The sequence below is a fragment of the Mycobacterium sp. 1245852.3 genome (genome assembly GCF_001669335.1).
GTDB lineage: Bacteria > Actinomycetota > Actinomycetes > Mycobacteriales > Mycobacteriaceae > Mycobacterium > Mycobacterium europaeum_A.
This window is the reverse complement of record NZ_LZLL01000630.1, coordinates 47,116-60,428: the sequence shown is the minus strand read 5'-3', so window position 1 is coordinate 60,428 and position 13,313 is coordinate 47,116. Positions and strand designations below refer to the sequence as shown.

General features: G+C 67.8%; 14 protein-coding genes. 3 read left to right on the top strand and 11 right to left on the bottom strand.

The window, feature by feature from the left end:
- On the bottom strand, window positions 1-496 hold a 496-nt coding region (locus A9W96_RS29545; RefSeq protein ID WP_067144686.1), incomplete at its 3' end, for a TetR/AcrR family transcriptional regulator.
- A gap of 159 nt (window positions 497-655) precedes the next feature.
- Between A9W96_RS29545 and A9W96_RS31935 the strand changes: the two genes are divergently transcribed.
- Window positions 656-781, top strand: a complete 126-nt coding sequence (locus tag A9W96_RS31935; RefSeq protein ID WP_003874194.1) for a hypothetical protein — start codon at window positions 656-658, stop codon at window positions 779-781.
- A gap of 30 nt (window positions 782-811) precedes the next feature.
- On the opposite strand, the gene A9W96_RS29540 is transcribed toward A9W96_RS31935, so the two are convergent.
- The 4 genes from A9W96_RS29540 to A9W96_RS29525 all read right to left on the bottom strand — a co-directional run bounded on the left by A9W96_RS29540 (window position 812) and on the right by A9W96_RS29525 (window position 4,362).
- Window positions 812-2,236 carry an NAD(P)(+) transhydrogenase (Re/Si-specific) subunit beta gene (locus A9W96_RS29540; protein WP_067144685.1) on the bottom strand — a complete coding sequence of 475 codons (1,425 nt, stop codon included), beginning with the start codon at window positions 2,234-2,236 and terminating at the stop codon, window positions 812-814.
- Window positions 2,233-2,571: an NAD(P) transhydrogenase subunit alpha gene (locus A9W96_RS29535; protein WP_066882077.1), complete on the bottom strand. Its 339-nt coding sequence runs from the start codon at window positions 2,569-2,571 to the stop codon at window positions 2,233-2,235. The genes A9W96_RS29540 and A9W96_RS29535 overlap by 4 nt, the downstream gene beginning before the upstream one ends.
- 9 nt (window positions 2,572-2,580) lie before the next feature.
- Window positions 2,581-3,663 carry a Re/Si-specific NAD(P)(+) transhydrogenase subunit alpha gene (locus A9W96_RS29530; protein ID WP_066882075.1) on the bottom strand — a complete coding sequence of 361 codons (1,083 nt, stop codon included), beginning with the start codon at window positions 3,661-3,663 and terminating at the stop codon, window positions 2,581-2,583.
- A gap of 237 nt (window positions 3,664-3,900) precedes the next feature.
- Window positions 3,901-4,362, bottom strand: a complete 462-nt coding sequence (locus A9W96_RS29525; RefSeq protein ID WP_066868218.1) for a nuclear transport factor 2 family protein — start codon at window positions 4,360-4,362, stop codon at window positions 3,901-3,903.
- A 114-nt stretch (window positions 4,363-4,476) separates the two neighbouring features.
- Here A9W96_RS29525 and A9W96_RS29520 point away from each other — a divergent pair, with 114 nt between their 5' ends.
- Complete coding sequence (locus A9W96_RS29520; protein ID WP_066868243.1) at window positions 4,477-5,694, top strand: acyl-CoA dehydrogenase family protein; 1,218 nt, start codon at window positions 4,477-4,479, stop codon at window positions 5,692-5,694.
- Window positions 5,691-6,515, top strand: a complete 825-nt coding sequence (locus A9W96_RS29515; RefSeq protein WP_066868216.1) for a tyrosine-protein phosphatase — start codon at window positions 5,691-5,693, stop codon at window positions 6,513-6,515. The genes A9W96_RS29520 and A9W96_RS29515 overlap by 4 nt, the downstream gene beginning before the upstream one ends.
- A 27-nt stretch (window positions 6,516-6,542) precedes the next feature.
- Here the strand turns inward: A9W96_RS29515 and A9W96_RS29510 are convergent, their stop codons facing one another.
- From A9W96_RS29510 to A9W96_RS29485, 6 genes are all read right to left on the bottom strand, one after another.
- Window positions 6,543-7,406: an SDR family oxidoreductase gene (locus tag A9W96_RS29510; protein ID WP_066868214.1), complete on the bottom strand. Its 864-nt coding sequence runs from the start codon at window positions 7,404-7,406 to the stop codon at window positions 6,543-6,545.
- Window positions 7,407-7,463: 57 nt separating this feature from the next.
- Window positions 7,464-8,897: an aldehyde dehydrogenase family protein gene (locus A9W96_RS29505; RefSeq protein WP_067144684.1), complete on the bottom strand. Its 1,434-nt coding sequence runs from the start codon at window positions 8,895-8,897 to the stop codon at window positions 7,464-7,466.
- A 142-nt stretch (window positions 8,898-9,039) separates the two neighbouring features.
- Entirely contained in the window at window positions 9,040-10,605 is a 1,566-nt protein-coding gene (locus tag A9W96_RS29500) for an LCP family protein (RefSeq protein WP_067144683.1), read from the bottom strand.
- Between the two features lie 89 nt (window positions 10,606-10,694).
- Window positions 10,695-11,636: a class I SAM-dependent methyltransferase gene (locus A9W96_RS29495; protein ID WP_067144682.1), complete on the bottom strand. Its 942-nt coding sequence runs from the start codon at window positions 11,634-11,636 to the stop codon at window positions 10,695-10,697.
- Between the two features lie 27 nt (window positions 11,637-11,663).
- Complete coding sequence (locus A9W96_RS29490) at window positions 11,664-12,605, bottom strand: class I SAM-dependent methyltransferase (protein WP_066882065.1); 942 nt, start codon at window positions 12,603-12,605, stop codon at window positions 11,664-11,666.
- A 72-nt stretch (window positions 12,606-12,677) separates the two neighbouring features.
- Complete coding sequence (locus A9W96_RS29485; protein WP_066868207.1) at window positions 12,678-13,313, bottom strand: TetR/AcrR family transcriptional regulator; 636 nt, start codon at window positions 13,311-13,313, stop codon at window positions 12,678-12,680.

The window sequence follows — 13,313 nt, the reverse complement described above, 5'->3', positions numbered from 1 at the left end:
TGCCGATGTAGCCCAGCGCCAGCACGTGCGAGTCGCACGGGTAGAACTCGCCGTTGGCGATGCCGCGGTCGATCAGGCCGTGCACGTGGTGATAGACCTGGGCTTCCTTCTCCCGGACCTCGGCGACCTGCTCACTGGTGAACCATTCGGTGATGTAGGGCTGCTCCTGGAAGTACACCGCGGCCCGTTCCGGATCGCTGGCGATGCCGGTGAGCAGCCGGACGGTGTACTGGTAGAGGGCCTCGCGCGCCGTCCAGGACGGGTCGTCGTGCACGGCGGCCAGCGTGCCCTCGGCGGCCTGGCGGTAGATGTCGAACAGGATCAACGACTTGCTGGCGTAGTAGTGGTAGACCGTCGCCTTGTTCAGCCCGATCACGTCGGCCACATCGTCCATCCGGGTGCCGTGATAGCCGCGCGCAGCAAACAGCTTGGTGGCAACCGCCAGCAGCTCTTCGCGCCGGGTCAGCCCGTTCGGGGTGATGCTGTCGGTGGGCATCTGTTCTCACTATCGTCGGTATGGCCAGGCCAGGGGCGGTGCGGCCCAGAACAGCTATCAACTAACTGGTTGGACAGTTTAAGCAAAACGCCGGGTGTCACGTGCAGGCGTATGCGACTAGACTCCTGATCGAACGCGATGAGTCGAGAGGTGGGGCCGATGGATCCGAGTCCGGATTACGACGGAAGCGACGAGATCGAGTTCTTCATGCGGTACCTGACCTGGGGCTTGCGTGGGGTCACCGACGGAAACGGCTACCCGCCGCCGGCGTACCCGCCCGTCTAACCGCCCAGCGCAGCGGCGCTTTTTCCGCTGTTACAGCGCTTTGAGTTCCTCGGCGACCTCGGTCACCGATTTCTTCGCGTCGCCGAACAGCATGCTGGTGCCCTCGCCGTAGAACAGCGGGTTGTCGATGCCCGCGAAACCGGAGTTCATCGACCGCTTGAGCACAATCACCGACTTGGCCTTGTCCACGTTGAGGATCGGCATGCCGTAGATCGGGCTGGACGCGTCGTTGCGGGCCGCCGGGTTGGTGACGTCGTTGGCGCCGATGACGATCGCGACGTCGGTGCGGGCAAACTCGTCGTTGATATCGTCCATGTCCTTCATGGCGTCGTAGTCGACCTCGGCCTCGGCCAGCAACACGTTCATGTGGCCCGGCATCCGGCCGGCGACCGGATGGATGGCGTACTTGACCTCCACGCCCTTGTCTTCCAGCAGCGCCGCCATGTCCTTGACCGCGTGCTGGGCCTGGGCGACCGCGAGGCCGTAGCCGGGCACCACGATCACCTGGTTGGCGTAGGCCATCTGGATCGCGGCGTCGGCGGCCGAGGTGGCCTTGACGGTCTTGTCGCCGCTGTCGCCGCCGCTCGGCGCGATCCCGCCGCCGCCGAAGCCGCCGGCGACGATCGCGGGGATCGCGCGGTTCATGGCCTTGGCCATCAGGTTGGTCAGGATCGAACCGGACGCGCCGACGATCATGCCCGCGACGATCATCGCGGTGTTGTTCAGCGCCAGTCCCGCGGCCGCGGCCGAGAGCCCGGTCATCGCGTTCAGCAGCGAGATGACCACCGGCATGTCGGCGCCGCCGATGGGCAGCACCACCATCAGGCCCAGCACGCCCGCGGCGGCGAGGAGCCCGATCATCCACCAGAGCGGCGCGCCGCCGGTGCCCGGATGCGCGTGCAGGCCGATGACGACGGCCGCGGCCACCGCCCCGGCCAGCAGCAGCAGGTTGATCGGCTGCTGCGCCTTGCCGAAGCCGATCGGCGATCCGGAGATGATCTCCTGCAGCTTGCCGAACGCGATGATCGATCCCCAGAACGAGATCGACCCGATGACCGCGGCGAACAGCGAGGCCACCACGATGTGCACGGTCGGCGACTCGCCGTGCTGGAAGGCCGAAAAACCTTGCGTCTCAATGAATTCCGCGAGCGCGATCAGCGCGACCGTGCCGCCGCCGACGCCGTTGAAGAACGCCACCAGCTGCGGCATGGCCGTCATCTTGGTGTAGCGGGCGGGCGGGACGCCGAGCACGACGCCCACCACCAGGCCGGCGATGATCAGCACCCACTGGTCGGTGTGGCGGATCTTGATCAGGGTCGCCACCACCGCCAGCGCCATGCCGACCGCGGCGATCAGGTTGCCGCGCACCGCCGTCTTGGGTCCGGTCAGGCCCATCAGGCCGTAGATGAAGAGGGCGAACGAGATGATGTAGAGGCCGATAACCAGGTAATTCATTTGGCGGCCGGCGCTTCCGTGCTCTCGGCCTTGGCGGGCAGCGGCTTCTTTTTGCCCTTGAACATGCCCAGCATCCGGTCGGTGACGATGAACCCGCCGATGACGTTCAGGGTTCCGAACACCACCGCGACGAACAGGATGATCTGCACCGCCAGCGAGGGGTGCTCGACCGAGCCGAACACCACCAGCGCGCCCAGCACCACGATGCCGTGGATGGCGTTGGTGCCCGACATCAGCGGCGTGTGCAGCGTGTTGGGCACCTTGGAAATGACCGCGAACCCGACGAATCCGGACAGCACCAGGATTGCCAGGTTGGCCAATAGCTCGTCGTACATGTAGTCCTCTCAGTCCCGCGTCACGCAGGAGTCCGCGACGACCTCGTCGTCGAAGTCGGGGGCCAGCTTGCCGTCGGTGAGCAGCAGGTCCAGCAGTGCGGTGATGTTCTTGCTGTAGAGCTCGCTGGCGTGCTCGGGCATGGTGGCCGGCAGGTTCAGCGGCGACGCGATGGTGACGTCGTGCTTGACGACGGTCTGGCCGGGCTCGGTGAGCTCGCAGTTGCCGCCGGTCTCGCCGGCCAGGTCCACCACCACGCTGCCGGGCTTCATCGCCTCCACCGCCGCCGCGGTGACCAGGCGTGGCGCCGGGCGTCCGGGGACCAGCGCCGTGGTGATCACGACGTCGAAGCCGCTGATCGCCTTCTCCAAAGCCTTCTGCTGCTGGGCGCGCTCCTCGTCGGTCAGCTCACGGGCGTAGCCACCCTCGCCGGAGGCGTCGATTCCGATGTCGAGCCACTGCGCGCCCACCGAGCGCACCTGGTCGGCCACCTCGGGCCGGACGTCGTAACCGGTGGTACGGGCGCCCAGCCGTTTGGCCGTCGCCAGCGCCTGCAGCCCGGCCACCCCGACGCCGAGCACCAGCACGGTGGCCGGCTTCACGGTGCCGGCCGCCGTCGTCAGCATCGGGAAGAACCGGGTGGACTCCGAGGCCGCCAGCAGCACCGCCTTGTAACCGGCCACGTTGCCCTGCGACGACAGCGCGTCCATCGCCTGGGCCCGCGAGATCCGCGGGATGGCCTCGAGCGCGAACGCCTGCACGCCCGCCTGCTTCAGCGCGCCGATCGAGTTCTCGGCGTTGCGCGGCGCGAGGAAACCGATCAGCGTCTGACCGCTGTGCAGCTTGGCGACCTCGGCCTGGGTCGGCGGCGCGACCTTGACCACCACGTCGGCGGCCCACGCGTCGCCGATGCTGGCCCCGGCCTCGGTGTAGAGCGCGTCGGGCAGCAACGCCCGCTCCCCCGCGCCGGATTCGACCACCACCGCCACGCCGCTGTTCACCAGCGACGCGACCGCCTTCGGCACCAGCGCGACCCGCCGCTCGTCGGGGCCGGATTCGGCGACCACTCCTACCGTCGTCTGCGCATTTGTCATGGCGCGTACATCTACTTTCCGTACTTTCCCGTACTGTCCCTGCCGATGGACGTGGCGTCGGCTCGGCCGCGCGCTTCGCTACCTTAACCAGGTTTCACCATGGACGCGTCAACGGCTCCGGCGACCCAAGGCGGGATACCCCGGCCGAAGGCGATCGACGCTCCGGTCGATGGTTCGCCGCCGCCGCGCGACGCAGTAGCGCCCGCACCGTTGTGAGGTCACAAGCCGGCGTTGTTGCTACCAAAGCGGGATGTCGTGGCCGTGTTCGGACTCCGGTCGGGGCCCGAAGTAGCGCCGCTGCGATTGCTCGATCGGCACGTCGTTGATGCTGGCTTCGCGCCGCGCCATCAGTCCGGACTCGGTGAACTCCCACAGCTCGTTGCCGTAGCTGCGATACCACTGGCCGGACGCGTCGCGGCACTCGTACTGGAACCGCACCGCGATGCGGTTGTCGTGGAAGTCCCAAAGGCTCTTGCGCAGTGCGTAATCCAGTTCGCGCTGCCACTTGCGGGTCAGAAACGCCACGATCTCGTCGCGGCCCACGACGTGTTCGTCGCGATTGCGCCACTGCGAATCGACGGTGTAGGACAGGCTGACGCGGTGGGGATCGCGGGTGTTCCAGGCGTCCTCGGCCGCCTGCACTTTCTGGATCGCGGTTTCCCGGGTGAACGGCGGGAACGGGGGGCGGGCTTCACTCATGCCTCTATCGTGCCGCCCCGCCGGCGCGCTTTCACCCCGGCGTAAGCACCGCGCTGACGACCGGAAACCCGGCGACTCGACACGTGTCCTATCGTGACGGGCATGGACTTCGCGATGTCGGCCAAAGCCATCGACTACCACAAGCGACTGTCCGACTTCATGACCGAGTACGTCTTTCCGGCCGAGGCCGAATACGACAAATACCGCGAAGAAGCCGGCCCACACGATCACACGGTCCCGCCCGTCATCGAGGACCTCAAGGTCAAGGCCAAAGAGCGGGGCCTGTGGAACCTGTTCCTGCCGGCCGAGTCGGGGTTGACCAACCTCGAGTACGCCCCGCTGGCCGAGCTCACCGGCTGGAGCCTGGAGCTCGCGCCCGAGGCGGTCAACTGCGCGGCGCCGGACACCGGGAACATGGAGACCCTGCACCTGTTCGCCACCGAGGAGCAGCGCAAGCAGTGGCTGGAGCCGTTGTTGGCGGGCGAGATCCGCAGCGCGTTCTCGATGACCGAGCCGGCGGTCGCCAGCAGCGACGCCCGCAACATCGAGACGTCGATCGTGCGCGACGGCGCCGACTACGTCATCAACGGCCGTAAATGGTGGACCTCGGGCGCGGCCGACCCGCGCTGCAAGATCCTGATCGTGATGGGCCGCACCAACCCCGACGCCGCGAGTCACCAGCAGCAGTCGATGGTGCTGGTGCCGATGGACACCCCGGGCGTGACGGTGGTGCGCTCGACGTCGGTGTTCGGCTGGCAGGACCAGCACGGGCACTGCGAGATCATCTACGACAACGTGCGGGTACCAACCACCAATCTGCTCGGTGAGGAGGGCGGCGGCTTCGCGATCGCCCAGGCCCGGCTGGGCCCGGGCCGCATCCACCACTGCATGCGCGCGCTCGGCGGCGCCGAACGTGCGCTGGCGCTGATGGTGCACCGCGCGAACAACCGCATCGCCTTCGGCCGGCCGCTGGCCGACCAGGGTCTGGTGCAGCAAGCAATTGCGAAGTCCCGCAACGAGATCGACCAGGCCCGCTTGCTGTGCGAAAAAGCGGCGTGGACCATCGATCAGCACGGCAACAAGGCCGCCCACCTGTTGGTCTCGCAGATCAAGGCGGTGGCACCGCAGGTCGCGTGCGACGTCATCGACCGCGCCATCCAGGTACACGGCGCCGCCGGCGTCAGCGACGACACGGTGCTGGCCCGCCTCTACGGCTGGCACCGCGCCATGCGCATCTTCGACGGACCCGACGAGGTGCACATGCGGACCATCGCGCGCACCGAGATCGGCCGCGAACAGTCGGCCTTCGCCGCGGCGGTCACCGCAGGATGACCGAGGCGTTGCGAGAACTGTCCGGCGCGTGGAACTTTCGCGACGTCGCCGACGGCGCGAGCGCGCTTCGGCCCGGGCGGCTGTTCCGGTCCGGTGAGCTGAGCCGGCTCGACGACGCCGGACGCGCAACGCTGCTCGAGCTGGGCATCACCGATGTCGCCGACCTGCGCGCGAACCAGGAAGTCGCCCGGCGCGGCCCGGGGCTGGTCCCCGACGGCGTCGAGATCCACCGGCTGCCCCTTCCCGACCTCGGCGACGATGCACCGACCGACAACGAGGCCCCGCACGAGCACGCGTTCCGTCGGCTGTTCGAAGGCGACCCGAACCAATCCGACGAGGCCGTCAACGAGGCCGCCGTTCGTCACATGATCGACGAGTACCGGCAGTTTCCGACCCGCAACGGGGCGCAACGTGCTGTGCGGCAAGTCTTTTCGCTGCTGGGTGCCGGGCGCCCGGTGCTCACGCACTGCTTCGCGGGCAAAGATCGGACCGGTTTCGTGATCGCGACGGTGCTGGAAGTGCTCGGCGTCGACCGCGACACCATCATCGCCGACTACCTGCGCAGCAACGCCGCGGTCCCCCAACTCCGAGACCACATCTCCGAGATGATCAAGCAGCGCTCCGACGTCGAACTCACCCCGGAAGTCATGACGTTCACCGAGGCGCGGCTGTCCGACGGAGTCCTCGGCGTGCGTCCGGAATACCTGGACGCCGCGCGCCAAACGATCGACGACGAATTCGGGTCCCTGGACGCCTATTTAAGCGACGCGGGTGTCAGCGAGGCGGACGTCGAACGCCTGCGCGGCGAACTGCTCGCCTGACTCGCTGACCACCCGGTCGCGGCTGGCTCAGCCCAGCTTGAAGTCCGCCTGCTTCGCCGCGGACAGGTCGGTGATCTCGCCCCACTGCGAGGCGATGTCCTCCACCGTCGGCGGCTTGTCGTAGTTGACGCCCGCGTTCTGGAACAGCGCGACGCGCTGCACCTTGCCGCCACCGACGACGAAAACCGAAGCGCTGTTCGGGTTTTCCTCGGTGCACAGGTAGGCCACCACGGGTGCGACGTATTCGGGGGTCAGCTTCTCGAGCACCTCCTTGGGCAGGATGTCCTCGGTCATGCGGGTGGCGGCGATCGGGGCGACCGCGTTGGCGTGGATGTTGTACTTCGCACCCTCCAGCGCCAGGCTGTTGATCAGGCCGACGAGGCCGAGTTTGGCTGCGCCGTAGTTGGTTTGGCCGAAGTTACCGAACAGTCCGCTGGTGGAGGTGGCCACGACGACGCGGCCGTAGCTCTGCTCACGGAAGTGCGGCCAGGCGGCGCGGATGACGTTGTAGCCGCCGTAGAGGTGCACCTTGAGCACGGCGTCCCAGTTCTCGAAGGACATCTTGTGGAAGGTGCCGTCGCGCAGGATGCCGGCGTTGCTGACCACGCCGTGCACGGCGCCGAATTCGTCGAGCGCGGTTTTGATGATGTTCTCGGCGCCCTCGGGTTCGGCGACGCTGTCGTAGTTGGCGACCGCCCGCCCGCCGGCGTCCTTGATCTCCTGGACCACCTGGTCGGCCATGTTATGGCCGGCGCCGGTGCCGTCACGCGAACCGCCGAGGTCGTTGACGACGACGCTGGCGCCCTCCTTGGCGAGGGTCAGGGCGTACTCACGGCCCAGGCCTCCACCGGCTCCGGTGACGACGATGACGCGATCCTGCACTCCGGGCATACGTTTCCTCTCTGCTGTGAAAAACTCAGTGTTGCAACGGTTTCGGTGAAACCAGGGTCAGAACATTCGGCGGGCCATCTTGAAGGCCCGTTCGGTGTACGGAGGGTAGATGAAGCTCGACAGGTCGGGCCGAGTGGGTTTGGTCAACACCGACTTGCGGTGGCTGAACTCCTCGAAGCCATAGCGGCCGTGGTAGGCCCCCATCCCCGAAGCGCCGACCCCACCAAACGGCAGCTTGGCCGTCGACACCTGGAAGGCGATGTGGTTGACCAGCATGCCGCCGGCCGGCACCTCCTTGATCACCCGCTCGCGCGTCTCGCGCCGCTTGGTGAACAGGTAGGCCGACAGCGGCTTGGGCCTTGAGTTCACGAAACGTATTGCCTCGTCCAGGTTTTGGACGGTGACCACCGGCAGGACGGGACCGAAGATCTCGTTCTGCATCAGCCGCCCGTTCGGGTCGGGGTCCACCACGACGGCGGGCTGGATGCGCAGGTTCGACGCGTCGCAGGCCCCGCCGACGGTGACCTTGCCGTCTCCGCTGGACAGGTAACCGCTGATCCGGTCGAATTGGCGCTGATTGACCACCCGCATGCCGCCCGGCTTGTCCGAGGTGAATTTGGTGATGGCGGCACCGATCTTATCGACCAGTTCATCGCGAATCGTGGCGTCCGCCAGGACGTAATCGGGTGCCACACAGGTCTGTCCGGCGTTGAGCAGTTTCATCCAGGCGATCCGCTTGGCCGCCACCTCCACGTCGGCGTCGGCGGCGACGATGACCGGGCTCTTGCCGCCGAGCTCCAGAGTGCAGGGCGTCAGGTGCGGTGCCGCGCCCTCGTAGACCTTGCGGCCGATCTCGGTGCCGCCGGTGAACAGCACGCGGTCCAAGCCTTGGGCGATGAGCTCCTGGCTCGTCGCGCCGTCGCCCTCGACCACCGCGATGGCGTCCTTGTCGAGATACTTCGGCACCAGCTCGGCCATCAGGTGCGCGGACGCCGCCGCGATCTCGGACGGCTTGAGGATGACGGCGTTTCCGGCGGCGATCGCTCCGACGGCCGGACCCAGGGTCAAATAGAACGGGTAGTTCCAGGCGCCGATGATCAACACGGTGCCGTAGGGCTCGTACTCGATCCAACCGCGGCCGGGAAGTTGCGGCACCTCCAGCAGCTGGTACTTGCGGCGGGTCCACCTCCGCACCTTCTTGGCCGCGTACTTGGCTTCGCCGGCGGTGGTGGCGATGTCAGCGATGTAGGCCTCGAAGGGGCTGCGGTCCAGGTCTTCGGCGAGCGCGGCGGCGATCGCGGCCTCGTTCTCCTCCATCAGCTTCGCCAGTTGCAGCAGCTGCCGCTTGCGCCATTCGACGTCGCGGGTACGTCCGGTGGCGAAGGTCTGACGAAGGCGGGCAACCGTGGCGGGGACGTCGGCCGCAGCCGCCCCGTTGGTGGAGTCCTTGGCGAGCGATGTCTGCGATGCAACCGATTCGGTGGTCATCATTGTCCTTCCCGAGCAGAGTCCCGCTGCAAGGCGGCCGCTCATCGGTGATAACCGCGATACTAACCATCCGGTTGGGAGAGCAATAGGAAGGATCCGGCCAACCCCGGTCTCGCCGGGCAGTACCACCGCGGTTGCGGCGCGGTTACTTGACGCAGGGCACCTTCGCCGCGGTCATCTGGCTGAGGTCGGTCGGCGCCGGGGCGCGGTCGCCGGTGCCGGTGGCGGCGACGGCACTCACCTGCCCGGACCCCGACGGGTCGGTCGTCGCGCCGGGGTGGGCGAGGTAGTCCGCCGCGGGAAACCCCGTCCCCACCGTCAGCCGCACGGTGCCCGCGGCCACGGCGCCGTTCGCCGTCGCGGGCACATGCAGCTGGTCGGCCAGGAGCTGCGCGCCGCGGTCCGCCCCGGGGCCGTATTCGATGGCGCTGTCGTCGGCCGGGGCCGCCGCGGTCGTGGCGCTGCCGCGGGTGAAGCCGCGGGCCGCGAAGGCCTCCTCGATGGCGGCCGCGAGTCCGTCCCGTGCGGCCGCGTTGACGACGTCGAGGATCACGGGTTCGGTCAGCACGGGTGCCGGCTGGGTGGCCGGTGACGCGGCCTCGAGCGCGACCGGCGTGTCGGACATAAACCGCTCGTTGACGATGCGCCGGATCGTCGGAAGGTCGACCTGGTTGATGTCGGACCCGTTGGCGTCCTTGCCGAAGCCGGAGATGGGCAGGGTGTACAGCGACAGCGGCCGCTCACTCAATTGCGAGGCCCGCGAGGCCAATTCCATGATGTCGAGCCCGTCGTCGACGGCGACGTTGTCTCGGGCGACCTGCAGCAGCTTACGCAGCCCGCTCACGCTGGACAGCGCACCACCGCTGCGAGCCGCCTGGACCAACGACACCAGGAACGCCTGCTGCCGTCGCGTCCGGTCGAAATCGGTGAAGGAGCCGTCGTTTTCGTCGCGGCGCTGCCGCACGAAGGCCATCGCGTCCGCGGCGTCGATGCGCTGCACCCCCTGATGGAAGTCGGCACCCGAATAGCTGTCCCGCGTGTCGGCGTTGAGGCACACCGTGATCGGCTCGACGGCCTTGGCGATTTGAAAGAACGCGCCCAGCGTGATCTCGACGAAGTGGTCGACGGAGATCCCCAGAAAGTCGTTGACGGCGCTGATTTCGGCCTTGCGCCCAGCCTCGCGGGCGGTCTGCTCGCGGGCCGCCAGATTGGTGGCGCCCGCCCCACCCGATTTCCCGGCCGCCTGCGAATTCAGCGACTGCTGATAGGCCAGCCCGTAGGCCTGCTTGATCTTGCCGGCGCAGACCGACCCCGGGCAGCCCGGTAGCTCCGCGTAGTCGTCGCGCGGAATCGAGATCGCGGTGACGGGCCCGTCACCGTCCGAAAGATGCACGACGATAAGGACATTCGCGTTGTAGCCGCCCGAGCTTTCGTCACCGGCGTGCAGCGCGTCGTAGATCTCCTGGGGCAGCGGCTGACCGTTCTGATCCAACCTGCTGTCCAAGCCCATCAGCAGGATGTTCTGGTTGCCGTCCAGCGTCGTCGCCGCATGGGGCAGCGCGTGGGAGATGATGATCCTGCCCAGCGCGGTGTGGTAGCCCGTCCAGCCGACGCCGGTGATGGCCATGACGAAAGCCGACGCGATGCTGGCGACCAGGCGGCCCTTGAGCAGCACCCAACGGTGCGATCGCCCCGATCCGCCACTGGCCATAATGAGTGACCATTGTCCCCGATGACCAGGCGAATTCCCGGTAACCGGAGCCGCGAGCCAACGGACGGTCGACGAGCCGGTGCGGGCCGCTACAGGCGCTCGGCGATGACGAAGTCGGAGAAGGCGTCCCGGTCTTCGTCGATTTCGGAACTCTGCACCCCACGACCCAGGCGGTGCATCTCGTCGATCGAGTTCTGCGCCGTGGCGCGCCAGCCGTGCTCGTTGAGCCAGTCGGCGAGGTTCGCACGGTGCTCGTCGCGGTACATCAGCTCGCCGACGTCGACGGTCTCCTCGAGGCCGAGCTGGTCGGCCACCTTTTTGAACCGTTCGCGCATCTGCTGGCGCCGCTCCTCGGCGTGCATGGGTGCGGTCTCGGCGGAGACGCGGCTGCCCGCCGGGCTGAGCTCGCCGATCTGCGTGAACAGCTTGTCCTGGGCTTCCGCGGGCAGGTACATCAGCAATCCCTCCGCCAGCCAGGCGGTGGGCCGGGCGGGGTCGAAGCCGGCGGCGCGCAGCGCGGTCGGCCAGTCCTCGCGCAGGTCGATCGCCACCTCGCGGCGGTCGGCCGACGGCGTGGCGCCGCTTTCGGCCAGCGTCGTGGTCTTGTAGTCCAGCACCTGGGGCTGGTCGATCTCGTAGACGGTGGTGCCGGCCGGCCAGTCGAGGCGGTACGCCCGCGAATCCAGACCCGACGCGAGGATCACCACCTGCCGGATCCCGGCGGCGACGGCGTTCGCGAAGTACTCGTCGAAGAAGTGGGTCCGCACCGCCTGGTAGCCGCGCATGTGCTGGATCCGGGCGGCGGATTCTTCGTCGATGGCTTCGATCTTGGCCACGACCTCCGGGTCGAGCATGGCCTCCCAGAGCACCTCGGCGCCGGCGTTGTTGACCAGCAGCCGGGCGTAGGGGTCGCGGATCAGCGCGTCGGGCTGCTCGGTCTCGATGGCCCGCGCCGCGGCGACCATCACCGCGGTGGTGCCGACGCTGCTCTTGATGTCCCAGGTGTCGTCGTGCGTGCGCAGTGAACTCATGGCGTTGCTCCTTGGATCGATCCTCGGTCAGGCGGTGGGCGTGCCGAGACGCGCCCGCAACAGGGTGCTGCGGACCGCCTCGTCGGTCAGGTCGTCGGGCACTGGACGCCCCAGCCGGGCCATCTCGTCGCGGTTACTCACGCTGTGCACCTGCCAGCCGTGCTCGGCCAGCCACGCCGCGGCGTCCGAACGGTCCGGCTCGTGGTACGTCAGCGCCTGGACGTTGACGTCCAGGCCGAGCCGCTCCCGCATCCGCAGCCAGCGCTGCGAGTTGCTGCGCGAGTTCATGCCGAACATCTCGATCGCGACCTGGCTGCCGGGTGCGCTCAGCGCGGTGAACATCTCGAACAGCCGGTCCTGGGCGTCGCTGGGCAGGTACGGGAGCAGGCCTTCGGCCAGCCACGCGGTGGGCCGCGTGCGGTCGAACCCGGCGGCGGTCAGGGCCGCGGGCCAGTCGTCGCGCAGGTCCACCGCGACGGGGTGCCGGATTGCGGTGGGCACGGCGCCGTGCTGCTGCAGGATGCCCGCCTTGTACTCGAGCACCTGGGGCTGGTCGATCTCGTAGACCGTGGTGCCGGTCGGCCAGTCCAGCCGGTAGGCCCGGGAGTCGAGGCCGGCGGCCAAGATCACCACCTGGCGGATGCCTGCGTCGACGGCCCCGGCGAAGTACTCGTCGAAGAAGTGGGTGCGCACGGCTTGGTAGTCGATGCCGCACCGATGCGCGCGCTGGCCGTGCTGATCACCGTCGAGCCAGCCGAGCTCAGGGTCGGCCAACCGGGCCCACGCCGGTCCGGCCGACGACACCAGCAGGCGCGCGAACTCGTCGCGGATCAGCGGATCGGGTCCGGCGGTCTCGGCCGCGCGCGACGCGGCGACGCCCAGCGCGGTGGCGCCGACGAGTTCGGTGATGGTCCAGCTGTCGCCGGCAGACCGTACGGAAGGCGGTGGCGAGGCATCCAGGTCAGTCATATCCCGACCATGGTACCGGGATAAGTTAGTTAGCCTATACGCTTTGTGCGCAACTTCACTGCGTCGAAGGGGCTAGGCCTCCGGCCGCCAGAGCGCGCCTTCCAGGAGCTGGCGCAGCATCCCTGTGACAGCCAGCATTTCCTTATAGCTCTTGATGTAACCCGCGTACAGGCCCACCCCCGAGATCACCACGAGCAGTGATTCGACCAACGCGGACGCATCGATGTCGGCGACGACCTCGCCGCGCTCGATCGCCTCGTTCACTTCGCGCATCAGAAATTCTCGCGCCACCCGCACGGAATCATTTTCGGTTGCGCTCCACTCCGGATGCCGCTGCGATTCGAGTACGCCGCCGATAATGAACGCCGAACCGGCGGGATTTTCCGAATTCGCTTTAACAGCCGCGGAGATGAACGCCGTCAGCCGTGCTACCAGCCCCGTCTCGCCTTCGGCCTGTTTAATTCCTGCTCCGATGATGAATTCATTTGTCTCGTCCATAACTTCGCGATAAAGCGCTCGTTTGCTCGAGAAATAATGGTTAATCGCCGGTCGGGTAAGGTCGGCGCGCGCCGCAATGGCCTGGAACGTCGCGCCGTCGTAGCCGCGCTCGCTGAAGACCAGACGGGCGGCTTGGATGATCCGCTGCCGCGTCTCGTCGGCTTTCGCGGCGGGCGGACGCCCCGGCCTGCGATTCCCCCGGGGATGCAT